The following is a 22,094-nucleotide window of genomic DNA, read 5'->3' as shown; positions in this document are numbered from 1 at the left end:
GCCGGGGTGACGTGTTCAACTCGTGGGCGGAGCTGTGTTCGGCGGGGCGATCCCGGATCATGGATGAAATGAGGACCTTCGCCGAACGCGTCCGCGGCCTCGCCCCAGCCACGTGGGAGCACGACGCAGACCTGCTCCGCGGCCTGTACGACGCTCAGCTCGGCAGCCGGCACGCGGACCTCGCGGCCCGCTGGATGCAGTCCCAGGGCACCGGCTTCTACACGATCGGCTCGGCCGGTCACGAGGGCAACGCGGCCGTCGCCGCCGCCCTGGAGCCGACCGACCCGGCCCTCCTGCACTACCGGTCCGGCGCCTTCTACCTGACCCGCGCCGCCCAGTGCGGCTCGAAGGAGGGCCTGCGCGACATCCTGCTCGGTGTCGCCGCGGCGACCAGCGAGCCGATCGCGGGCGGCCGGCACAAGGTGTTCGGCCGGCACGAGCTGTCGGTGATCCCGCAGACGTCGACGATCGCCTCCCACCTGCCGCGGGCGATGGGCGTCGCGTTCTCGATGAACCGGTCGGCGAAGCTCGGCGTACCGTCCCCGTGGCCGTCCGACGCGATCGTGGTGACCAGCTTCGGCGACGCGTCCGCGAACCACTCGACCGCGACCGGTGCGATCAACGCTGCCCTGCACGCGTCGTACCAGGGTCTGCCGATGCCGTTGCTGCTGGTCTGCGAGGACAACGGGATCGGGATCAGCGTGCGCACCCCGGACGGCTGGATCCGGCAGGCGTACGGCTCGCGCCCCGGCCTGCGGTACTTCGACGCGGACGGCACCGATCTGGACGCGGCCCTGTCGATGGCGACCGAGGCGGCCACGTTCGTACGGCGGAACCGGCGCCCGGCGTTCCTGCGGTTGCGGACGGTTCGCCTGCTCGGCCATGCGGGTTCCGACGTCGAGGCGGCGTACCGGTCCCCGGCGGAGCTGGCCGCGGACGAGGAGCTCGACCCGCTGCTCGGTACGGCGCGCTACCTGCTCGGAGCCGGCTACAGCGCCGACGAGATCATCGACCTGTACGACGAGAAGCACGCCGAGGCGCACCGGATCGCGGCCGAGGTCGCGGGCCTCCCCCAGCTCACTTCGCCCGAAGTCGTCGCCGCGCCCCTGCGTTTCCCCGCACCGGAAGCGGTCGCCGATGCGCTGCCACAGCGGACGCCCACCGCGGAGCCCTTGACGCTCAGCCAGTCGATCAACCGCGCGCTGAGCGACGTACTGGCGTCGTACCCGGAGGCGATGGTCTTCGGCGAGGACGTCGGTCGCAAGGGTGGCGTGTACGGCGTGACCAGGGGGCTGCAGAAGGCGTTCGGACCGCCCCGCGTCTTCGACACGCTGCTCGACGAGCAGTCGATCCTGGGGCTCGCGCTCGGCGCCGGCGTCTCGGGCCTGCTGCCGATCCCCGAGATCCAGTACCTCGCGTACCTGCACAACGCAGAGGACCAGCTCCGCGGCGAGGCTGCGTCGCTGAAGTTCTTCTCGCAGGAGCAGTACGCGAACCCGATGGTGCTGCGGATCGCCGGCTACGGGTACCAGAAGGGCTTCGGCGGCCACTTCCACAACGACGACGCACTCGGCGTACTGCGGGACATCCCGGGGATCGTGATCGCCTCGCCGTCCCGTCCGGACGACGCGGCCGCGATGCTGCACGCCTGTACGGCGGCGGCCCGGTCGTCTGGCACCGTCAGCGTGTTCCTCGAGCCGATCGCCCTCTACCACCGGCGGGACCTGTACGAGGACGGCGACGAGCAGTGGCTGGCGCCGTACCCCGACGAGCCGGTGCCGATCGGACGCGGCCGGACGTACGGCGACGGTACCGAGCTGACGATCGTCACGTTCGGGAACGGCGTACCGATGAGCCTGCGGGTGGCTGCCCGGGTTCCGGGGATCCGTGTCCTCGACCTGCGCTGGCTGGCGCCGTTGCCGGTCGAGGACTTGTTGCGCGAGGCAAACATCACCGGGCGGGTGCTGGTCGCCGACGAGACCCGCCGGTCCGGCGGCGTGTCCGAGGGCATCCTGGCCACGCTGATCGACCACGGGTACGCCGGACGGCTGGCCCGGGTCACGAGCTACGACTCGTACGTCCCGCTCGGCGCCGCCGCGCACGAAGTACTGCTCAGCGAACAGACCATCGAGAAGGCGGCCCGCGGACTGCTCAGCTGAACAGCCGCTGCCAGAGGGACTTCTTCCTCGGGCGGTGCTGCTCGGAGGGCAGCGGACGCGGTTCGCGCGCGGGGCGTTCCATCCGCCACTGGGCGATGACCACGTCCTCGTCCACCGGGCCCGTCGGCACGACCGGTCCGGTGGTGTCGCGGATGCTGAGCCGGATCCGCTTGTTCAGGTCGGCGAGGTACTCGCGGACCTCGGACTCGCGACGCATCCCGCGAACCTTCTCGTGGACCTGCTGCTTCTCCTTGCGGAGCAGGACGGCCGGTGGCAGTAACGCCTCGGCCTCGATGTCCTCGCGGCGGATGAAGTCCTTCACCCACCAGTCGGGGTCGTGCTGGTCCGCCAGCTTCAGTGGTTTGCCGGCACCAGGCAGGTTGTCGAACTCGCCCTGGTTCTGAGCGAGCTTGATCTGCGACTCGACCCACTCCTGGTTACTCATGCCCGGTGGTCTGCGCTTGGTCATGGCCACACCTCGCCTGTCATCATCGACAGCTTCTCCGTCCGAACAGAATACTGGCTTGTGAATGCAATCACAAGGCATACTTCTGCTGTGCGGCTGACCGACGAAGAGATCGCGGCGATGACGCCGCAGGAGCGGCGGGAGCTGATCCTGCGGCTCGCGCCGCGGCCACCCGGGCTGCCGTCGCGGCGGACGATCGACCGGATCCGCAAGTGGCGGACGGTCCTGATGCTGGTCTGCGCGGCCGCCCTGATCCCGTGGACCGTGTACCTGGCGATCACCCTGCCCAATCACTACGTCGCGCGGAACTGGGTCGCGACCTGGGTCGGGTTCGACATCCTGTTGCTGACGATGCTGGTGCTGACCGCGCTGGCCGGCTGGAAACGCAAGCAGTTCGTGTTCCCGACGGCGTTCGCGTCCGGCGTCCTGCTGATCTGCGACGCCTGGTTCGACGTGATGACCAGCCAGCGCGGCGGCGACCTGACCCAGGCGCTGCTCAGCGCGCTCCTGGTCGAGTTGCCACTGGCCGTCGTACTGATCGCGGGCCCGCTCCGCCTGCTCCGGTACGTCGCCATCCGGCACGGCATGATCCACCCCGACTCCCGCCTGTGGCGGATGCCCATCCCGATCCCGGATCTCTACCCCGACCACAAGATCCCGCCGCCGACTTAGGGTGGAGGCCCACGACGAGGAGGTAGCCGTATGGCCGGTGAGGTGCTGTCCGTTGTCGGTGGCGAACGAGTGGCGGAAGCGGTACGGCGTACTCCGTCGACCAACCCCGCACAGCTGAGCGACGTCGTCGGGACGGTCGGCAGCGCCGGGCCGGAGGTGTTCGTCCAGGCTGCCGAAGCGGCCCGGTCCGCGCAGGCCGCGTGGGCCGCGACCCCGGCGCCGCAACGCGGCCAGGTGATCTCGAACGCGGGCCGGCTGATGACTCTCAACAAGGAGCGGCTCGCCGCGCTCGTCACGCGGGAGATCGGGAAGCCTCTGGGTGAGGCGCGGGGCGAGGTGCAGGAGATCATCGACACCTGCGACTTCTTCCTCGGCGAGGGCCGACGGCTGTACGGGCAGACGGCGCCGTCGGAGATGCCGGACAAGCAGTTGTTCACATTCCGCCGACCGGTCGGCACCGTCGCGGTGATCACGGCCGGCAACTTCCCGGTCGCGGTCCCGTCCTGGTACATCGTCCCGGCGCTGCTCTGCGGCAACACGGTCGTCTGGAAGCCGGCGGAGTACTCCGCTGTCGTCTCGGACGCGTTCTACGAGATCTTCGCGCATTCCGGCGTACCGGCCGGGGTGTTCAACGTGGTGTACGCCGACGGGCCGGACACGTTCACCGGTCTCGAGCAAGCCCTGGAGGCCGGGCTGATCAACAAGGTCGGATTCACCGGATCGAGCGCGGTCGGCACCCGGATCGGCGAGTTGTGCGGCCGTCACCTGCAGACGCCGTGCCTGGAGCTCGGCGGCAAGAACCCGATGGTGATCACCGAGGACGCGGAGCTGGACCTGGCCGTCGAGGGCGCGTTGTTCTCCGGCTTCGGTACGGCGGGACAACGGTGCACGTCCTTGGGGACGGCGATCGTGCACCGGTCCGTGTACGACGAGTTCCTGGACCGCTTCGGGCGGGCGACCGCGGACGCGGCGATGGGCGACCCGACGCAGGACGTGCTGTTCGGGCCGTTGCTGGACGAGAAGTTCGCGGCGGGGTTCGAGAAGTCGTTGGGGTGGATCGCGGCGCATCACCGGGTGATCGGCCGGACCGGCCGGGTCACGGCGGACAGCCCCCGGGCCGGATTCGTCGGCGATCCGGCGGCCGGACTGTTCTACCACCCGACGATCGTGGCCGGGGTGCAGGCGGACGACGAACTGTTCCTGAACGAGACGTTCGGGCCGGTCGTCGGCGTCACGCCGTACTCGACGCTGGACGAGGCGATTGCGCTGGGCAACAAGTCGGGGTACGGGTTGTCCAGCTCGATCTACACGACCGATCCGAACAAGGCGTTCCGGTTCGCGCAGGGGATCTCGGCGGGGATGGTGAGCGTCAACAACTCGACGTCCGGCGCCGAGGCACACCTGCCGTTCGGCGGGAACGGGAAGTCCGGCAACGGCTCCCGGCAGAGCGGGATGTGGGTCCTGGACCAGTTCACCCGCTGGCAGTCCATGAACTGGGACTATTCAGGCAAACTGCAAAAGGCCCAGATGGACACCGAGACGGTCGAAGCCGACCTGACGTACCAGCTCCCCTGACCCCTCGATCTACCTGGAGGAGGTTGATGGTGGCTGGGGTTGCCGACGTGGTGGTTGTTGGTGGTGGGGTGATGGGGACGAGCATCGCGTTCCACCTGGCCGAGGCCGGCGTGCGGGACGTGGTGTTGCTGGAGATGAACGAGCTGGGGTCGGGCTCCACCTGCAAGGCGGCCGGTGGCGTACGAGCGAACTTCTCGGACGAGGTGAACATCGCGCTGGGTGCGCGCAGTCTCGAGGCGTTTGCGCGGTTCGGTGAGCGGCCCGGGCAGGAGATCGACCTGCACCAGGTCGGGTACCTGTTTTTGCTGGACAGTGCGGAGCAGGTCGAGCATTTCCGCGAGAGCACCGCGCTGCAGACCAGGTTGCAGCAGGGATCGGGGCTCCCGACGCGGATGGTCTCCGTTGACGAGGCGGTCGCGCTGGCGCCGGTCGTTGCGGCGGACGGGCTGGTCGGTGCGTGTTTCTCGCCGAGCGCGGGGCATTGCACGCCGGAGTCCGTCGTACTGGGATATGCATCGGCTGCCCGGCGGCTCGGGGCGCGGTTGGTCACGGGGTGCGAGGTGCTGGGGATCGAGGCTGCTGGCAACCATGTGACGACGGTGCGGACGAGCCGCGGTGAGATCCGGACCGGGACGGTGATCTGTGCGGCAGGTGCTTGGTCCGCGCAGGTCGGCGAGATGGCGGGGGTCGAGCTTCCGGTGGTTCCGTTGCGGCGCCAGATCGTTGTCACCGAGGCGATCCAAGGTCTGCCGGCCGATCTGCCGATGACGATCGACTTCGGTACGACGTTCTACTTCCACCGCGAGGGGCCCGGGCTCCTCGTCGGCCTGTCCGATCCCGACGAGGAGCCCGGATTCCACCTCAACCGGACGGATACGTGGATCCCCCGGCTGACCGAGGCCATGGCACGACGCGCGCCCTCGCTCCTCGACGTCGGGCTGACCGGCGGTTGGGCCGGCCTGTACGAGGTCACGCCCGACCACAACGCCCTGATCGGCGAGGCGGACAGCATCTCGCGATTCCTTTATGCGACAGGGTTCTCGGGCCATGGCTTCCTGCAGGGGCCTGCTGTCGGCGAGGTGATTCGCGACCTCTACCTGGACCGGGAACCGTTCGTCGACGTCACTCCGCTGAGCGCCGACCGCTTCCGGTCCACCGTCCGCCCTGAGCGGAACATCGTCTGATGACAGCTCTCCTCACCCGGTCGGATGTCCTGCAGGCGCTCGACGTACCTGCTGTGCTCGACGCATTACGTGCCGGGTTCCTCCAGTCCAGTGAGATCGAGCCGCTACGGATCCGCACTGATCTGCCTGGTCCCGGTACTGCGACAGCGCTGCTGCCGGGCGTGATTCCGGGCATCCCGGCGTACACCGTGAAGGTCAACGCCAAGTTCCCCGGCGCCACGCCGGCACTGCGCGGTGTGGTGTGTCTCCATGACACCACCGACGGCACCCTCCTCGCCCTCCTCGACAGCTCCACCATCACCGCCTGGCGCACCGGCCTGGCAGCCGCCCTCGCCACAGACGCCCTGGCTCCAGCAGGAACAGTCGGCATCATCGGTGCCGGAGCGCAGGCAGCGATGACACTTGCCGGGTTGGTTGCCCTCCGCCGAGTCGACCGCCTCGTTGTGCATGACGTCGTACCGGAGCGGGCCTCGGAATTCCTTGCCCAGCAAGGGATTCCGGGTGTTGTGGTGAGCAGCCCGCAGGAGGTTGCTGCGGCCGCCGAGGTTGTCGTCCTGGCCACCTGGTCTCGAGAGCCGTTGCTCACCGCGGCCGATGTCCGGCCGGGTTCGCATCTCACGACGTTGGGAGCTGACGAGCCAGGGAAGGTGGAGCTGTCCGCCGATTTGCTGACGGCTGCCCGTGTGATCGTCGACGACCGCTCCCTCGCCGCACAAATGGGCGCCTTGGGCAACGTCGGCCTGGCCGCCGATGCGGCTCACGCGACGCTGACCGACGTACTGAACGGAGTCGCCGCCGGTCGCCGGTCGGCGGAAGAAGTCACCGTGTATGCGCCCGTTGGACTGCCTTGGCAGGACCTCGCGGTTGCCTGGCCGGTGTACCAGGCCTCGAAGGGCGATTTCCGAACGGTCGACTTCCTGAGTTAGTTGACGACGGCGCCGGCGGTGAGGTTGATCGCCGTGCCGGTGATCGAGCGGGCCTGGTCGGAGGCTGCGAAGGTCGCGATGGCGGCGACGTCGGCGAGAGTGGCGGCACGGTTCAGCATGGTCTGGGCGGCGGTGTGTTCGGCTACCTCGCGGCGGAAGTCCTCCGGGTACGTGTCCGGGTTCGATTCCGGGATGCCGTTGGTCTGCAACGTGATCACCCTGATTCCGTGCGGGCCGAGCTCGCGCGCCAGGCTGCGGCGCATCGCCTCGACAGCACCGAACCCTGTCTGGAAGGCGCCGAGGTTCGCCACGGGGTCACCGTTCCCACCGAACGTCAGGATCACGCCGGACCCTTGCTCGACCATGCGCCGGGCGGCCGCGCGGGACGTGAGGTAGAACGTGCGCAGCATGTTGCGCACCGGCTCCTCGACGTCGGCGAGGGACATGTCGATCAGCGGCGTACCGAAGTACTGCGTGTGGCCGATCAGGTTGAACGAGATGTCGATCCGGCCGACCGTGGCGGCGTGGTCGTCGACGGATCGTTCGTCGAGGGCGTCGACGACGGCGATCTCGGTCTTGCCGCCCGCGGCGCGGATCTCGTCCGCGACCCGTTCGAGGCGCTCCGCCGTACGTCCGGCGAGATGGACGGTCGCACCTTCGGCGGCGAACGCCTTGGCGATCGCGCCGCCGATCGGGCCGGCCGCGCCGTACACGATTGCCTGCTTGTCGTTGAGCATCATGAGTTGGACTCCTTTGCCAGTTGGGTGACGAGATCGTCGAGTTGCTGCATCGAGGCGCGGATGCCGCGCTCCATGCCGCCGGCGACGTACAGGTCGCGGTCCTCGACCGCGAAGAACACGGTGTTCTGCGTCAGGGTGGTGACCCCGTCGGCCTCGTCGAAGGTGATCAGATTCAGATAAACGGTTCCTGGTGCATGGTCGAACTCGTACGTCTGCACGATGCGCTCCGGCGTCGGCTCCCCGTGGTACAGCCCGTGGAACACATAGCCCTTGCCGTCGCTGTCGTACTGCGTCCACCGCCAGCGACCGCCGTGCTGCGGGTCGAGCTGGTTCACGACCAGCTCGAGTTCGGCCGGACCCAGCCAGCGCTTCACCAGGTCGGGCTCGGTGTACGCGCGGAACAGCAGCTCCCGCGGCGCCCGGAACTCCCGGATGATGACGACCTGCGGAACGCCCGGCTCGGCGATGACCTTCACGACTCCCCCTTCAGGTCGTCGAGCAGGTCGTCCAGACGGTCGAAGCTCTCCGCCCAGTAGGCGCGGTAGTCCATCAGCCAGCCGACGGCCGTCCGGAGCGGTTCAGCCTCGAGGTGGCTGAGCCGGGCGGTCGCCCGTTGCGAGCGGCTGATCAGTCCGGCGTTCTCGAGCACCTTCAGGTGCTTGGAGACGGCCGGCTGCGACATGCTGAACGGGGCCGCGAGCTCGGCGACCGTCGCGTCCCCGTGCTTGAGCTGGGTCAGGATCGCCCGGCGGGTCGGATCGGCGAGCGCCGCGAAGACGCCTGTCAATCCATCTTCATAACCAAGTGGTTTCAAAACCATGTGGTTAAGGATGGACGCGGACCGCCCCGGTTGTCAACAGGGCGTCAGGGCGTTCGCTCCCAGTTGGCCGGGTCGCACCAGGCCGGGTCGATGCCGCGGTCGATGCAGTACTGCCGGAGGAGTTCTTCCCGGGTCGACGGGCGACTGGTCGGCAGCGACGGCCTCGCGGTCGCCGTGCTGGTGGTCGTGCGGGTCGGCTTCGGCGTGGTCCGCTCGGTGGTCTTGGTCGCGGTCGGCTTCCGGGTCGGGCGCTGGGTCGGTCGCTGGGTCGGCCGCTGGGTCGGCCGGGAGGTCGGGCCCTCGCTCGGCACCAGGACCGTCCGTGGCACCAGCGGCGGCGTTGACGTCGTCCGCGGTACGACGGGACTCGTCGAGCTGACCGCCGGAACGGCGGACGGCGATTCCTCGGCGAACTTCACCGCCGCCGGATCATCCGATCCTCCGAACTGGCCGATGACGAGCACCGCCCAGAGGTTGACCCCGGCGAACACGATCATCGCCGCGGCGGCGGCGTACGCGGCTCGGCGGGACGGAGCGCCGTACCGGCCGATCGGGCCGAGGACCGGCTCACCCTTGCCGTCGACCCAGAACTTCCAGCCCTCCGGAGCCGGCGGCCAGGACGGATCCGGGCGCCAGGTCTTCGGCGGGACCCAGCTGCGCCGGGGCGGGGACGGCCAGTTCGGCGGCACCACGAACCGCTTCAAAGAGAACTCCTCCACTCGCCGACGCCGATCCCCCGCACCAAGCCAACGACGCAGACCCGGTCCGGGCTACTTGCGGTTTCGCCACGGCCCGCGTGTCGCCTCGCTTTTTCGATCAACCCACCCTCAGGAGAGCTACAGAACGTCGGTGAGGAGTCTGGTCAGGTCCTCGCCGAACGGGCGGTCCGCGTCGATCGGAGGTACGACGGCGTCGACCGTCCGCATGATGTCCTGAAGTCCCGCCGGGATCTCGCGGGTCGAGAGCGCGAAGGCCTGCCGTACGGCGAGCAGTTCGCACGCGGTCGTCTCGCGGGTCAGGCGGATCGCTTCGCCGAGGTTGCCGACCGCTTCCCAGGAGAACGTCTGCACGTCCTCCTGACCGTTGGACGTCTCCGCCGTACTGATTGCCGTAGGCAACGTCAGGCGGCGGAACCGGTGGGTGGTCGCGACGGCGCGTTTGTGAACGGCGACCAGACCGGCTTGCGGGCCTGGTTCGCGGGCGAGTTGCGCGGTGAGGCCGGTGACGCCGGGATCCAGCAGGCGGTGCAATCGTGCTGTCGAGACCTCGGCTGCGTGCGCCAACGCGGCCGTCAGATGGTCGCAGTGCGCAGCCAGGTCGATCCCGTGAAAGCCGGCGGTGCCGACGAAGTCGCCGTCGAGGTACGCCGGGGAGTCCGTCACGCCCGCGAACGCCCGGTCCACGGCGTCGTCCAAGTGCTGCAAGGTCCGCCGAACGTGAGCGTTCACGTGCCCCGCGACCCGGAACGAGACCGGGGCTTGCAAACTGCGCGGCTCGGGCTCAGGGCCTGCCAGTTCTCGAAGCCTTGCGAACTCGGCGGCCAGCAGGTCGTCCCCACGCGCCGCGAGCTGTTGATACGGATCCCGGTTGGCTGCTATAGCTGCGATCGCCCCGGCCGCGACGGCGCTGAGCTGATCCGCCAACCGGTGCGTTCTGGTGGCGTGGAGCGCGGCTCGGCCGGTCGCCCCGGGGATGCCCGCCAGCAAGGCGATGCCTTCCTTGGGACCGGGATCCAGGGAGGCGAAGGCGTGCGCGAGCGGAATGATCTCGCCTGCGGAGCCGGCGCCTTCGGCGGGGATGTCCGGCGGCGGGCCGGTGTTGATGAGAGCAACCAACTGGTGGATCAGCTCGATCGAGACTGCTGCGTCGCCGGTGAGGAAGGTTTTCAGGCGGCCGATGAGGACTGCGCGGGATTCGTCGGGCGGGAGCCAGGGCGGGCCGCCGACCGCTCTACCCAGCAGGAGATTGCGTTGATGGACCCGCTGCTCGGCTTCCGACAGGCGGACCTTGCTCAGGTTGCCCATGCCGGTGTTGACGCCGTACACGGGCCTGCCGGATGTCAGGGTGTGAAGGGCCGCGGAGCGGGTCGCGGCCACACGGTCGAGGAGGGCGGGTGCCAGCTCGATCGGCTCCGGACTCGCCGGGTCCAGGTCAGTGGGGTCGTTGACGATCATCAGTGGAACCTGAGCATGGTGCCGGCTTCGGCGGCTTCCGCTCGGCGGAGGATCAGGTGAGCGATCGCGACGTCCAGCAGGGACAGGCCGCGATGCCAGAAGAGGTTGCGTTCGGCATCGTTCTCGCGACCGGGTTTGCGGCCCGCGACGATCTCACCGATCTCGGCGTACAGGGTCTCCGGCGACAGCCGCCCGCTGTCCACGTGCCGGCGGAGCGAGCCGAACCGCCCGGACTGCGCTTCCCGCCAGTCGTCCACAACCACCTTGTCGATCACGTCGAGCAGGTCGAGCTCGACCGCCGAAACAGTGCCGTACGGTACGACGAACGCGCCCGGCCGGACCGCCGCCGTCCGCAGCAGCGGCTCGGGCTCGGTGAGACGAGTTGCCTCGACCAGTACGTCGGCGCCGTCGAAGGCCTCCTCCGCTGTCGCGCACACCCGGACCGGCGTGGTCAGATCGGCGGAGAGCTCCGCGGCGAACTTCTCCCGGGACTCCGGCCGCCGCGACGTCACCCGGATCTCGTCGAGGTCGAGAAGGTCGTCGAGCATCGTCACGTTCCACCACGCCGTACCGCGGGCGCCGGCGTGCGCGAGGATCTTGCTGTCCCGGCGGGCCAGGTGCCGGGCGCCGACCGTCGTCATCGCGCCGGTCCGCGCCGCGGTGATCATCGTCGCGTCCAGGACAGCGAGCGGTACGCCGGTGGTCGGGTCGAACAGGGTCGCCATCGCGAGTTCACTCGGCAGACCCTTCTGGTAGTTCGGGACGAAGTCGCCGACCACCTTCACGCCGCTGATCCCGTGCTCACCGAGGCCGTCGAGGTGCCCCCGAAGGACGTTGAAGTGGCCGATGCCGCCGTTGTTCGGCATCAGGTGCATGCGCGGTTCGAAGCTCGTCCGGCCCTCGCCGTGCTCGCGGACGGCGTCCTCCACGGCGTCGACGATCTCCAGCCGGGTCAGCCCCAACGCATCGATGTCGGGGCCGCTGAGGAAGCGCAGCCAGATCCCGTCCGTCACGTGGCTCCTTCGGTTGCCGTCGATCGATACTTTAGTTTCAGGCCGTCACGCTACGTTCGGGCCATGGGGTCTACGACTGCGGATCGCACGGTGATCGGCCACTCCGCCACGGACAAGACGGTGCTGTTCGGCGGGTTGCCGCTGGCCGGGCTGGTGCTCGGATTCTTCCTGCCGCGGATCGCCCACTGGGCGGCCGGACGCGAGTGGGTGCCGTTCCACGGGCCGTTGAAGCTGATCGCCGCGTGGGACAGCTGGTGGGTCGTGGTGATCTGCGTGGTCGTCGGGCTCGTGGCCGGCGTACTGCTGGCCGGGATGGCGCTCGACGACACCTTGAAGGTGACGATCACCGGCCAGTCGGTCGAGTTCCTGAAGAACCAGAAGACCGTGACGGTGCCGCGGGCGAAGGTCGCGGTGGCGTTCCTGGACGGGAAGGAGATCGTCCTCCAGGACGCGTCGTCGCGTGAGCTGGCCCGGGAGAAGCACGACCAGCTGAAGTCCGAGGCGAGGCGGATCCCGGCAGCGTTCCGGGCCCACGGCTACCCGTGGTCGGACTCCGGTGACCCGCACGAGTCCGAGTTCCGCCGCTGGGTCGAGGGGGACCCGGACCTCTCGCCCGCGGCCAACGCGCTCCTCCGGGCCCGCTCCAAGGCCTTCGACCAGGGCGACAAGGGCAAGGCCGACCTACGAGAGCTCCGCACCGACCTGGCCAACCTCGGCTACAGCGTCAAGGACAAGGACAAGAAGCAGTACTGGCGGGCAACCCAACGGGGTTAGATCGTGGCCGTCACCACGTGCTTTCCCTAAGCGCCGAGGAGGTGGATGACTGCTTCGGCGTACGCCTGTTCGGCGTCGTCGGAGGTGTGGGTGCTGGTGGTGAGGGTGACTTTGTAGCCGTCCGGGGTGGCTTCGAGGGACTTGAAGTGCGAGCCGAGGAGAGCGCGGAGCTGCTCCTCGCGCGGAAGCCAGATGACTTCGCGTTGCTCGATGCTGTCCAGGGCCCACTCGGTGGTGCCGTTGAAGCCGATCACCTTGCTGCCCTGGTAGTCGTGCACCTCGACGGTCATGTCGCTCACCACGAACACGTCGTCGTCCATGTCCCGGTCCGGTACGACGAAACGATCCCCGGCCGCCGGTGTCCACAGCACCCCGGCCTTGCGCAGTCGTCCGGCCTGCTCCATCGTGATCACCCCTCCATCCTCCCCACGGCACGCAAACTCCGCAGGTCCACGCGAGCCGCGACCACCGAGAGCGGCTCGCGTGGGAGGGGGCGGGTCAGCGTGCGAGGGCGGTGCGGAGCTCTTCGGCGCGGTGGGCGATGCGGTCGCGGCACTCGGTGGTGAGCGGCAGGTCGATCAGCGCGCTCGCCTGCAGGTGGCTGAGGGCGAACTCCTCGCGCAGACGTCGTACGGCGGTCGCACGGTCGGCGGATGCCCGCAGTACCGCTGCCACCTCGTCACGACGCTCGAACGCGGCCAGTATGCCGTCGTAGATCTCCAGCTGCGTATGCGCGGAGCGATCCGGCTCGGTCGTCGTGCGCTCGGGCCTGTCGCTGGTCCGGATCACCTGGCGCCACAAGGCGGGTACGGCGAGCCGGGCGCGGGTGTAGCGCCGGGTGAGGGGCTGTGCGTAGGTCATGGTCATGTCGGTTTTCCCCCTTGTATCAATCTGCCTTGGCCACCGCGTGCGGTTCCCGCGGCGGGCACTTCGTGCCGGGCGTTGTGAGCGCCTCGAAATGCCAGGGTTCGTTGTCGTACCGGCGGCACACGCCGTACCGCCAGCCGTTCTTGTTCAGCCACGTCATGGCGGCCGCCGGACCGATGTCCACGGCCTTGCCCTGCACGTGGGCGGAGTACTTCGGCGGCAGCACCCAACGGGTCGCCAGCTTGTACGACCCGTACTTCTTGATCGCATCGTTCAGCAGCCGCTGCTGTTTCGCCGCGCTGCGCCTGCCGGACGTGATGCTGATCCGCACGCCGTCCGCCTTCGCGGCCGCGATCGCCTTCGCCAGCCGTGACTTCAGCTTCGGCGAGAGCCCGTCGATGCTCTCCTCACCAGATACCGGCGCGGGCTTCTTCGTGGACTTCTTCGAGGGCGTCGTCGCGGTCTTCGGCGGCACGGTCGGCGTCGTACGGCGGGACGGCGTCGGCGTCACGAGCTTCGTCGTGGTGGGAGGTCCGCCGATCGCGGGCGCGCCGACCGTCGACACCACCGGCTCCTTGTCCGCACCCAGGCCGAGCACGTCACCGACCTGCGCGTGCCACAGCAGCAGCGCCCCGGCGACCGCACCGACCCCGACCACACCGATCACGGACAGCAACCGCGTCCGCGCCATTGTGTTCCGGCGCGGCGGCACGTCGTGACTCATGGGGTACAGCCTCTCGGATCGGGCGGTGCGGCACATCGGTCCCAGGGACCGTTCTCACGTCCCATCTGTAGCCCCTGAGTATCAGTTCGGACGCTGAGCCTCCTCCAAAAGTTGGAGAGACCGCCCCTCCGGGCAGATGAAGCTTTGGCAAACACGGTCTGACTACGCTGGGCGACGTGAAAGGGATCTGGCGCCGATTGTCGCAGGGGCAGCAGGACTTGCTGCTCGCCGCGGTCATCGGGCTGGTCTGGTTCGCCGTACTGAACCTCATCAACGGCACCGGTCTGCGTCCGCACAACCCGGCGGTCTCGGTCGTCACGGGTGTCTTCCTGGTCGCCACGGTCGCCCTCGTCCGGCGGATCCCGCGCACGATGCTCGTGACCGTCTCCGTGCTGTACCCGTTCCTGTACGCCGCGGCCGGCACCGGCCTGGCGGCACAGCTCGGCCTCACGATGTTCGGTCAGCCCGAGATCAGCGACGCGGCGCTGCAGTCGGAGATCCACCTGGTCCCGCTGCTCGTCGTCGGGTACCTGGCGGCGTCGGCCGGCGTACGGCGGTTCACCTGTCTGTTCTTCACGATGGGCAGCCTGGCCGGACTGATGATCGGCCTGCCGACCGTCGTCGCGATCGTCCTCAGCCACGTCAACCGCGCGATCCTGTACGGCGACCGGTACAAGAGCCTGCCGCGGGACGTGCCGAGTCTGTACTCGTACATCGACGTGTCACTGTTCGTGTTCGCGGAGGCGCTGATCTGCGGGATGGTGCTGCTCGGTGCGGACGCCCGCCGACGCCGGAAGTCGGTGGCCCTGCTCGAGCAGCGGAACGCCGAACTGGTGCGGCTGCGCGCGGTCGAGGCGGAGCGGGCCGCGGTGGCGGAGCGGACCCGGATCGCCCGCGACCTGCACGACGTGATCTCGCATCACGTGAGTGCGGTCGTGATCCGGGCGCAGGCGGCGGACCGGGTGGCCGACGAGCGCCCCGAAGTACTGCGGGAGGCGATCCGCTGGATCATTGCCAGCGGCAAGGAAGCGCTGAGCGCGATGCGGGAGACCGTCCGGGTGCTGAACACCGCCTCGCCGCAGATCGCCGGCGACACGGGGTCCGGCGGCGGCACCACACCGGTGCCGGACCTGGCCGATGTGGCGCGGATGGGTGAGCGGCTGAAGGCCGTCGGGATCGACGTGACGATGGAGCTGCCGCCACGGCAGCGGCAGCTCACGTCGGCGACCGACCTGACCGCTGTGCGGATCATCCAGGAGGCGCTGACGAACGTGATGGTGCACGCCAAGGCGAGCGCCGCACGGGTGACCTGGCAGAGTGGACCGCAGGGCGAGCTGCTGACCATCGACGACAACGGCAACGGCGGGCCGCCGCCCGTGAACGTGCTGGAAACCGCGCGTCGCAAGGAGAGCGGCCGGGGCAACGGACTGATCGGGATGCGGGAACGGGCCACAGCGGTCGGCGGCACCCTCGCCGTGGCGGCCGGCCCCCTGGGTGGATGGAGAGTGCAGGCATGGCTGCCGCCGCAGAAGTGAGCGATCCGATCCGGATCCTGGTCGCCGACGACCAGGGCGTGATCCGGATGGGCCTGGCGATGATTCTCGACCACGAGCCGGACCTGACCACGGTCGCGCAGGCCGAGAACGGCGAGGAGGCGCTCCGGCTGATCGAACAGCACGACCCGGACGTCGTCCTGATGGACATCCGGATGCCCGTGATGGACGGCCTGGTGGCCACCGAGCGGATCACCACCGCCAACCGGGAGACCGGCCGGGCGCGTCCCGCCGTACTGGTGCTGACCACGTTCGACGACGAGGCTTATGTCCTGGCCGCCGTCCGTGCCGGAGCGTCCGGGTTCCTGTTGAAGGACACCGATCCGGATCTCCTGGTTTCCGCCGTACGGGCGGTGCACCGCGGCGACTCGCTCGTCGATCCGGCCTCGACCCGTGTTCTGCTCGAGCGCTGCATGGAGCTGGAGCGTCAGGTCCACGGCGGTACAGCGACCAGCAAGCCGGCGCAACCGGATGCGCGCTGGGCGGGGCTGTTGTCACACCTCAGCGAACGGGAGCGCGAGATCCTGGTCTGGATGGCCCGCGGGCTGTCCAACCGTGACCTCGCGACCAAGCTGTTCGTCAGCGAGACCACGGTCAAGACCCACGTCAGCTCGGTGCTGTCGAAGCTCGGCCTGTCCAGCCGGGTCCAGGCCGTCGTCGTCGCCTACGAGGCCGGAGTCGTCCGGCCGGGCGAAGCGGATGTGCGCTGGGATTCCTAGGTAAACAGCACGATCCCGACCGCCACCACGGCCAGCAGAATCACAACGGTCACAGCTTGGCTCAGCACCGACGCCTTCTGGCGCCGGGGTAGGAAGTCCCCAGTCATGTTTCCAGGGTCGCTCGCGAAACGGCCGTACCCATCGGCCGTCAGGATGGTTCTGGTCTACTACCTGAGGATGACTGGTCGTTGCCAGGGGCATCCGAACGGCCAACCGGCCCGGCCGCGCGGTGCAGCCGGTCGGCCAGTGCGGTGAGGGCGGCCGACAGCTCGGGCGCGTCGATGACCTCGAAGTCGACGTCCAGCAGACCGAGGTAGAGCGTCAGCATGTGCGGGGTGTCGGAGCCGACCCTGAGCTGGCAGCGGTCCGGACCGAGCTCCTCGATCTCGACGGGTAGCGGGAGCTTGGCGCGGACCTCGGCGGCGGGTGCGTGCAGCAGCACGCGGGCGTAGTAGCGCCAGGTCGCTGTGCCGACGCCGCGCTGCAGCCTGGCGGCGAGCTCGTCCTCCGGCAGCTCCCGGGGAGTGAACCGCGGGCCGCCGGGGATCTTCGGCGTGATGCGATCGGCCCGGAACGTCCGCCAGTCGTCGCGCTCCGGATCCCAGGCGATCAGGTACCACCGGCGTCCCATGACGACCAGCCGGTGCGGCTCGACCTCGCGGCTGCTCGCCCGCCCGTCGTGGCTCGCGTAGTCGAAGCGTAGCCGGTGCTCGGAGCGGATCGCGGCCGCGATCGCGATCATCACGTCGGCATCGACCTTCGGCCCGGTGGCCGGTACGGCGAGCGTCGCCGACTGCAGCGCGCTCACCCGATGGCGCAGCCGCGGCGGCAAGACCTGCTCCAGTTTGGCGAGAGCACGGATCGAGGTCTCGCCGATGCCCTCCACACCGCCGTTGGCGGCGGTGCGTAAGCCGATCGCGACAGCCACGGCCTCGTCGTCGTCCAGCAGCAACGGCGGCAATGCGGCACCGGCCCCGAGCCGGTAGCCACCGGCGAGTCCTGGCGCGGCTTCCACCGGATAACCGAGCTGCCGCAGCCGGTCGACGTCGGTGCGGATCGTGCGGGTGGTCACTCCGAGCCGCTCGGCCAGCTCCGGGCCGGCCCACAGTGCGCGGGCCTGCAGCAGGGACAGCAACCGGAGCAGACGAGCCGACGTGTTCAGCATTTCTCCAGGATGGCCGACATTGCGGAAGAAAGTCTTCCGCAATGGCTTCTACGGTCGAAGCATGACCAACACACACCAGATCCGTCCGTTTCTGATCGACATCGACGAGGCCGACCTGGCCGACCTCGCGTTCCGGCTCGAACACACGCGTCGGCCGCGTCCCGTCGCGGGAGACGCCGACGACTGGAGCCGCGGCATCCCCGGCGGCTATCTGTACGACTTGGCCGAGTACTGGCGTACGTCGTACGACTGGCGGAAGGCGGAGCAGGAGCTCAACCGCTATCCGCAGTACACGACCGAGATCGACGGGCAGGTCATCCACTTCTTCCACGTCCGCTCACCCGAGCCGGACGCGATGCCGTTGCTGATCAGCCATGGCTATCCCGGATCGGCCGTCGAGTTCCTCCGCCTGCTCGGACCTCTGTCGGACCCGGTCGCACACGGAGGCCAGGCCGCGGACGCCTTCCACGTCGTCGTACCGTCCTTGCCGGGGTTCGGGTTCTCGACGCCGTTGTCCGCCGGCGGCTGGGAGCTCGGGCGAACCACTGCCGCATTCGCTGAGCTGATGACGCGGCTCGGCTACGAGAGGTTCGCCGCGCAGGGCGGCGACATCGGCGCCGGCATCACCGGGCATCTCGGGGCGACGGTGCCCGACCGGGTGATCGGCACACACATCAACAGCGATCGAGGCACGCTCGGGCTGGCAGGGGAGTTCGTGCCGCTGCCGGACGACCTCGACGAGAAGGATCTGGCAGTCATCGCGGAGGCCAAGGCGGCCTGGCAGGCGGGACGTGGTTATCTGGATCTGCAGAACCACACGCCGGACACGATCGCGGCCGCGCTGACCGACTCCCCGGTCGCGCAGCTGGCGTGGATCGCGGAGAAGTTCCAGATGTGGACGGATCCGGCCAAGTCGCCCGAGGAGTCGGTGGATCGCGACCAGCTGTTGACGCTGGTCAGCATCTACTGGTTCTGCCGGGCGGGCGCGAGCGCGGCCCGGTTCCTGTACGAGGCGGCGCACTCCAGGCTCGGCTGGGTCGCCGAGTCGTCGGTGCCGGCCGGCTGGGCCGTCTTCAACAGCAGCCCGGTCGTTCGGCGCATCGCCGATCCGGAGCAGCGGATCTCGCACTGGTCGGACTTCACCGAGGGCGGTCACTTCCCCGCTATGGAGTGCGGCAAGTTGCTGGTCCAGGACGTGCGCTCCTTCTTCCGTACGCTTGGCCGATGAACGCCTCGATTCGCGTGCTCAGCCGGCGGGAACTCAACCGTGCGACCCTCCAGCGTCAGCAGTTGCTGCGGCGGGAGAGCAGCACGGTCGCCGAGCTGATCGAGCGGCTGGTGGGTCTGCAGGCGCAGGCCCCGCTGGCGCCGTACGTCGCGCTGTGGTCGAGGCTCGAGGGCTTCGATCCGGCCGAGTTGTCCGCGCTGATGACCGAACGCCACGCGGTTCGTACGTCGCTGATGCGGGCCACGATCCATCTGGTCACGGCCGAGGACTGTCTGCGGCTGTGGCGGCTCGTGCATCCGGTCGCGGATCGCGGGTTCCGCGGCGCGTTCGGCAAGCAGTTGGCCGGGGCCGATATCGACGCCGTTGTTGCGTTCGGCACTGATCTGCTGAGCCGGGAGCCGTACAGCCGCAGCCGGCTCCGTGAGGTGCTCGGCGAGCGCTGGCCGGACTGGGACGCGAACGCGATGGCGTACGCGGTCAGCTATCTGACCGGCACAGTCCAGGTCACGCCCCGCGGAGTCTGGGGTCAGACCGGTCCGGCCGCGCTGCAGACGATCGAGAGCTGGCTCGGCCGCTCGCCGGTGGCGGATCCTTCGATCGACGCGCTCGTCCTGCGGTACCTGGCGGCGTTCGGTCCGGCGAGTGTGGCCGACGTACAGATGTGGTCGGGGCTGACGAGGTTGCGTGAGGTCGTCGACCGGCTCCGGCCCGGGTTGCGCGTGTACGCCGACGAGGACGGGCGGGAGCTGTACGACGTACCTGACGGCCCACTGCTTGACGCGGAGACGCCCGCGCCGGTGCGGTTCCTGCCGGAGTTCGACAATCTGCTGCTGTCACACGCGGATCGGCGGCGGGTCAACCCGCGGGGCCGGCAGGTACCGCTGCCGCCCGGCAACGGCGCCGCGATGGGCACCGTCCTGATCGACGGCGACTACGCGGCGGACTGGCGTCATCACCGCGGCGCCGATCCGAGTCTGCGGGTCACCACCCACGGCCCGGTCACCGCCGCCGACACCGAAGCGATCGAGGCCGAGGCCCTGGAACTCCTCGGCCTGATCGGCAGCAAGGATACGCCCGTCGTCGTGACCTCCGCCTAAGTTCCGAAGTACTCGGCGCGGACCTTCTTCGGGACGCACATTGCCCAGGCGTCGAGGATCAGCTCGCGGAGTTCGTCGTACTCGACGGCTGCCAGGTTGAGCTCGATCCACTGGAAGCGCTCGTCGGACGGGCGCGGCGGAAGGAACTTGTCCGGCTCGGCGGCGAGGGCGGCGGCGCGTTCCTCGCGCGGGAAGCCGAGGCCGATGGTCTGCTCGTCGGCCGCGACCGCGAGATAGACGATCTGGCCGACGCGGAACTTGATCCGGTCCCGGACCAGTACCTCGTAGCTGCGCGGAAGGTCCGCGGTGATTTCGCGGATATCGGTGAGATCGACCACCTTCCCACGATAGAACGCCATCACTGACAGCCCTTGTCAGTGTTTACGTCGCTACGGTAGTTGGATGCCTGCACACGTGAGCGCGGTCGAGGGAGCCGAGGTGGTGTTCCGCCTCGACGACCCCACGCATGCGTTCAGCGGCGTCCGGCTGTGGCAGGAGCTGGGCCTCGCGGCGGAGCTGCTCGAGTTCAAGCCGGTCGACTACGGCTGGGAGCTGCGGTTGCCCCGGCCGTCGGTGCACCGGATGGAGTACCTGTTCGACATCGCCAACCTCGGCACGCGAGCGGATCCGACCAATCCACGGACCGTCGACGGAGCGTTCGGGCACCATTCCTGGCTGCCGTTGCCCGGGTACGTCGAGCCCGCCTGGCTCACCGTGCAGCCGATCCCGTCGACGCTGACCGCGGTGACCGTCGAGTCCCCCGTCGGGCAGGTCAACGTGCAGGTCTGGGCGCCGGAGGGCATCGCACCGTCGTTCGACCTGCCTCTCCTGCTCGCCCACGACGGTCCGGAGTTCGCCGCGTACGCCGGTCTGGCGCAGTACGCCGGCGCGATGATCGCCGAGTCCGAGCTTCCGCCGTTCCGGCTGGCGCTGACCGAGCCGACCGCCCGAAACCTCTGGTACGCCGCGAACCCGCAGTACGCCGTGTCCTTGACGCAGTACGTCGTACCGGCCGTGCGGGCGCAGTACCAGAGCCGTCGGCCCGCGATGATGGGGGCGAGCCTGGGGGCGCTCGCGGCGCTGCACGCGGAGTGGAGCTTCCCGGGGACGTTCGCCGGGCTGTTCCTGCAGTCCGGGTCGTTCTTCACGCCGGAGACCGATCCGCAGGAGTCGAACTTCGAGTTCTACGCCGAGGTGACGGGGTTCGTCGAGCAGGTGCTGTCGGCAACCACGGCGCCGAGTACGCCGCCGGTCGGGATCACCGCGGGGACGACCGAGGAGAACGTGCACAACAACCGGGTGATGGCGGCGCGACTGGCCGAGCTCGGGCTGGATGTGACGCTGGACGAAACTCCCGACATGCACAACTTCACAGCCTGGCGAGATGTGCTGGATCCTGATCTGACGGATCTACTGCGACGGACCTGGGGTGGGGCTGATGGAACGGGAGCAGGTCGAGTTGGAGGCGCCGGGGCTTGACCGCCGCGGAACGCTGATCCGGTACGGCCATTTCGGCCGCCCGGTGCTGGTCTTCCCGAGCGAGCAGGGACGCGCCTGGGACTACGAGAACAACGGCATGGTCGACGCGGTCGCTTCGCTGATCGAGGCCGGGCGGGTCAAGTTGTACTGCGTCGACTCCTACGACCACGTGAGCTGGTCGGACCGCAGCATCCAGCTCGAGGACCGGGCCCGCCGGCACGAGCTGTACGAGTCCTGGATCGTGAACCAGGTGGTGCCGACGATCGGGTCGGACTCGCCGGGGGCCGGCGACATCATCACGACCGGCTGCAGCCTCGGTGCGTTCCACGCACTGAACTTCGCGTTCAAGCGGGCCGACCTGTTCCCGGTCGCGATCTGCCAGTCGGGCAACTACGATGCGGCCAGCTGGCACGCGTGGGGCGAGCGCGGCGAGGCGACGTACTTCAACAACCCGGCCGACTACCTGCCTGGTTTGTCCGGTGATCACCTGGAATGGTTGCGCGGGCGGCTGTTCATCCTGCTCACCGTGGGTCAAGGTGACTGGGAGACCAACCCGACCGGCTCGCTGCCGTCCGCTCGCGCGACTGCGGCGCTCCTCGAGCAGAAAGGCATCCCGCATGAGCTGGACATGTGGGGGTACGACGTAGCACACGACTGGCCCTGGTGGCAGCAGCAAATCGCCCACCACCTGCCCCGATTCTGCTGAGGAGACCCACCACCACCTCCCCTTCGAGGAGACCCACCACCACCTCCCCTTCG

Annotated in this window: 24 protein-coding genes; 12 read left to right on the top strand and 12 right to left on the bottom strand. The window is 69.0% G+C overall.

The window, feature by feature from the left end; all coding sequences use genetic code 11:
• Positions 1-68 precede the first annotated feature (68 nt).
• The gene (locus EV647_RS14960; protein WP_238177218.1) at positions 69-2,159 is read left to right on the top strand and encodes a thiamine pyrophosphate-dependent enzyme; all 2,091 of its coding nucleotides are present in this window, start codon (positions 69-71) and stop codon (positions 2,157-2,159) included.
• Here EV647_RS14960 and EV647_RS14955 read toward each other — a convergent pair.
• Positions 2,152-2,628: a DUF1992 domain-containing protein gene (locus EV647_RS14955; protein ID WP_134003121.1), complete on the bottom strand. Its 477-nt coding sequence runs from the start codon at positions 2,626-2,628 to the stop codon at positions 2,152-2,154. The two genes, EV647_RS14960 and EV647_RS14955, sit on opposite strands and share 8 nt — an antisense overlap.
• A gap of 87 nt (positions 2,629-2,715) precedes the next feature.
• Here EV647_RS14955 and EV647_RS14950 point away from each other — a divergent pair, with 87 nt between their 5' ends.
• Genes EV647_RS14950 through EV647_RS14935 form a run of 4 tightly spaced genes read left to right on the top strand, consistent with a single transcriptional unit; the run spans position 2,716 to position 6,982 of the window.
• Entirely contained in the window at positions 2,716-3,297 is a 582-nt protein-coding gene (locus tag EV647_RS14950; RefSeq protein ID WP_202871070.1) for a hypothetical protein, read from the top strand.
• Between the two features lie 30 nt (positions 3,298-3,327).
• Positions 3,328-4,872 carry an aldehyde dehydrogenase family protein gene (locus EV647_RS14945; RefSeq protein ID WP_134003119.1) on the top strand — a complete coding sequence of 515 codons (1,545 nt, stop codon included), beginning with the start codon at positions 3,328-3,330 and terminating at the stop codon, positions 4,870-4,872.
• A gap of 26 nt (positions 4,873-4,898) precedes the next feature.
• The gene (locus tag EV647_RS14940) at positions 4,899-6,056 is read left to right on the top strand and encodes an FAD-binding oxidoreductase (RefSeq protein ID WP_134003117.1); all 1,158 of its coding nucleotides are present in this window, start codon (positions 4,899-4,901) and stop codon (positions 6,054-6,056) included.
• Positions 6,056-6,982, top strand: a complete 927-nt coding sequence (locus EV647_RS14935; RefSeq protein WP_134003115.1) for an ornithine cyclodeaminase family protein — start codon at positions 6,056-6,058, stop codon at positions 6,980-6,982. The genes EV647_RS14940 and EV647_RS14935 overlap by 1 nt, the downstream gene beginning before the upstream one ends.
• Here the strand turns inward: EV647_RS14935 and EV647_RS14930 are convergent.
• The 6 genes from EV647_RS14930 to EV647_RS14905 all read right to left on the bottom strand — a co-directional run bounded on the left by EV647_RS14930 (position 6,979) and on the right by EV647_RS14905 (position 11,729).
• Positions 6,979-7,722 carry an SDR family NAD(P)-dependent oxidoreductase gene (locus EV647_RS14930; RefSeq protein WP_134003113.1) on the bottom strand — a complete coding sequence of 248 codons (744 nt, stop codon included), beginning with the start codon at positions 7,720-7,722 and terminating at the stop codon, positions 6,979-6,981. The two genes, EV647_RS14935 and EV647_RS14930, sit on opposite strands and share 4 nt — an antisense overlap.
• Complete coding sequence (locus EV647_RS14925; protein ID WP_166679966.1) at positions 7,719-8,198, bottom strand: SRPBCC domain-containing protein; 480 nt, start codon at positions 8,196-8,198, stop codon at positions 7,719-7,721. The genes EV647_RS14930 and EV647_RS14925 overlap by 4 nt, the downstream gene beginning before the upstream one ends.
• On the bottom strand, positions 8,195-8,509 hold the full coding sequence (locus tag EV647_RS14920; protein ID WP_238177217.1) for a helix-turn-helix transcriptional regulator: 315 nt from the start codon (positions 8,507-8,509) through the stop codon (positions 8,195-8,197). The genes EV647_RS14925 and EV647_RS14920 overlap by 4 nt, the downstream gene beginning before the upstream one ends.
• A gap of 77 nt (positions 8,510-8,586) precedes the next feature.
• Entirely contained in the window at positions 8,587-9,246 is a 660-nt protein-coding gene (locus tag EV647_RS14915; RefSeq protein ID WP_134003107.1) for a hypothetical protein, read from the bottom strand.
• Between the two features lie 132 nt (positions 9,247-9,378).
• Positions 9,379-10,716, bottom strand: coding sequence for an aromatic amino acid lyase (locus EV647_RS14910; protein ID WP_134003105.1), 1,338 nt, complete (start codon positions 10,714-10,716; stop codon positions 9,379-9,381).
• A complete protein-coding gene (locus EV647_RS14905) occupies positions 10,716-11,729 on the bottom strand; it encodes an ornithine cyclodeaminase family protein (protein WP_134003103.1) in 1,014 nt (337 codons plus the stop codon). The genes EV647_RS14910 and EV647_RS14905 overlap by 1 nt, the downstream gene beginning before the upstream one ends.
• Positions 11,730-11,792: 63 nt before the next feature.
• Between EV647_RS14905 and EV647_RS14900 the strand changes: the two genes are divergently transcribed.
• Entirely contained in the window at positions 11,793-12,503 is a 711-nt protein-coding gene (locus EV647_RS14900; protein ID WP_134003101.1) for a hypothetical protein, read from the top strand.
• A gap of 26 nt (positions 12,504-12,529) precedes the next feature.
• Here the strand turns inward: EV647_RS14900 and EV647_RS14895 are convergent, their stop codons facing one another.
• The 3 genes from EV647_RS14895 to EV647_RS14885 form a co-directional block, all read right to left on the bottom strand.
• Positions 12,530-12,907 carry a pilus assembly protein CpaE gene (locus EV647_RS14895; protein ID WP_238177274.1) on the bottom strand — a complete coding sequence of 126 codons (378 nt, stop codon included), beginning with the start codon at positions 12,905-12,907 and terminating at the stop codon, positions 12,530-12,532.
• Between the two features lie 94 nt (positions 12,908-13,001).
• Complete coding sequence (locus tag EV647_RS14890) at positions 13,002-13,370, bottom strand: hypothetical protein (RefSeq protein WP_134003097.1); 369 nt, start codon at positions 13,368-13,370, stop codon at positions 13,002-13,004.
• Positions 13,371-13,389: 19 nt separating this feature from the next.
• Entirely contained in the window at positions 13,390-14,094 is a 705-nt protein-coding gene (locus EV647_RS14885; protein WP_134003095.1) for a M15 family metallopeptidase, read from the bottom strand.
• Between the two features lie 176 nt (positions 14,095-14,270).
• On the opposite strand from EV647_RS14885, the gene EV647_RS14880 reads away from it, so the two are divergent.
• Both EV647_RS14880 and EV647_RS14875 read left to right on the top strand, forming a co-directional pair.
• Positions 14,271-15,629, top strand: a complete 1,359-nt coding sequence (locus tag EV647_RS14880; protein WP_238175476.1) for a sensor histidine kinase — start codon at positions 14,271-14,273, stop codon at positions 15,627-15,629.
• Positions 15,626-16,366 (top strand): response regulator transcription factor, encoded by a 741-nt coding sequence (locus EV647_RS14875; protein WP_166680375.1) that lies wholly within the window; start codon positions 15,626-15,628, stop codon positions 16,364-16,366. Before EV647_RS14880 ends, EV647_RS14875 begins: the two co-directional genes overlap by 4 nt.
• 148 nt (positions 16,367-16,514) lie before the next feature.
• Here the strand turns inward: EV647_RS14875 and EV647_RS14870 are convergent, their stop codons facing one another.
• Positions 16,515-17,531 carry a YafY family protein gene (locus tag EV647_RS14870; RefSeq protein WP_134003089.1) on the bottom strand — a complete coding sequence of 339 codons (1,017 nt, stop codon included), beginning with the start codon at positions 17,529-17,531 and terminating at the stop codon, positions 16,515-16,517.
• A 61-nt stretch (positions 17,532-17,592) separates the two neighbouring features.
• Here EV647_RS14870 and EV647_RS14865 point away from each other — a divergent pair, with 61 nt between their 5' ends.
• The gene (locus EV647_RS14865) at positions 17,593-18,759 is read left to right on the top strand and encodes an epoxide hydrolase family protein (RefSeq protein ID WP_134003087.1); all 1,167 of its coding nucleotides are present in this window, start codon (positions 17,593-17,595) and stop codon (positions 18,757-18,759) included.
• Positions 18,756-19,856: a winged helix DNA-binding domain-containing protein gene (locus tag EV647_RS14860; protein WP_134003085.1), complete on the top strand. Its 1,101-nt coding sequence runs from the start codon at positions 18,756-18,758 to the stop codon at positions 19,854-19,856. Before EV647_RS14865 ends, EV647_RS14860 begins: the two co-directional genes overlap by 4 nt.
• On the opposite strand, the gene EV647_RS14855 is transcribed toward EV647_RS14860, so the two are convergent.
• A complete protein-coding gene (locus EV647_RS14855) occupies positions 19,853-20,215 on the bottom strand; it encodes an MmcQ/YjbR family DNA-binding protein (RefSeq protein WP_238175475.1) in 363 nt (120 codons plus the stop codon). The two genes, EV647_RS14860 and EV647_RS14855, sit on opposite strands and share 4 nt — an antisense overlap.
• A 43-nt stretch (positions 20,216-20,258) precedes the next feature.
• Between EV647_RS14855 and EV647_RS14850 the strand changes: the two genes are divergently transcribed.
• A complete protein-coding gene (locus EV647_RS14850; protein WP_134003083.1) occupies positions 20,259-21,335 on the top strand; it encodes an esterase family protein in 1,077 nt (358 codons plus the stop codon).
• Positions 21,295-22,041, top strand: a complete 747-nt coding sequence (locus EV647_RS14845) for an esterase family protein (RefSeq protein ID WP_134003081.1) — start codon at positions 21,295-21,297, stop codon at positions 22,039-22,041. The genes EV647_RS14850 and EV647_RS14845 overlap by 41 nt, the downstream gene beginning before the upstream one ends.
• Positions 22,042-22,094 lie beyond the last annotated feature (53 nt).

It is taken from the genome of Kribbella sp. VKM Ac-2566, from assembly GCF_004366005.1.
In the GTDB taxonomy this organism is placed as follows: Bacteria; Actinomycetota; Actinomycetes; order Propionibacteriales; family Kribbellaceae; genus Kribbella; species Kribbella pratensis.
The sequence above is the reverse complement of the archived record's forward strand: the minus strand, read 5'-3'. Positions and strand labels throughout refer to the sequence as shown.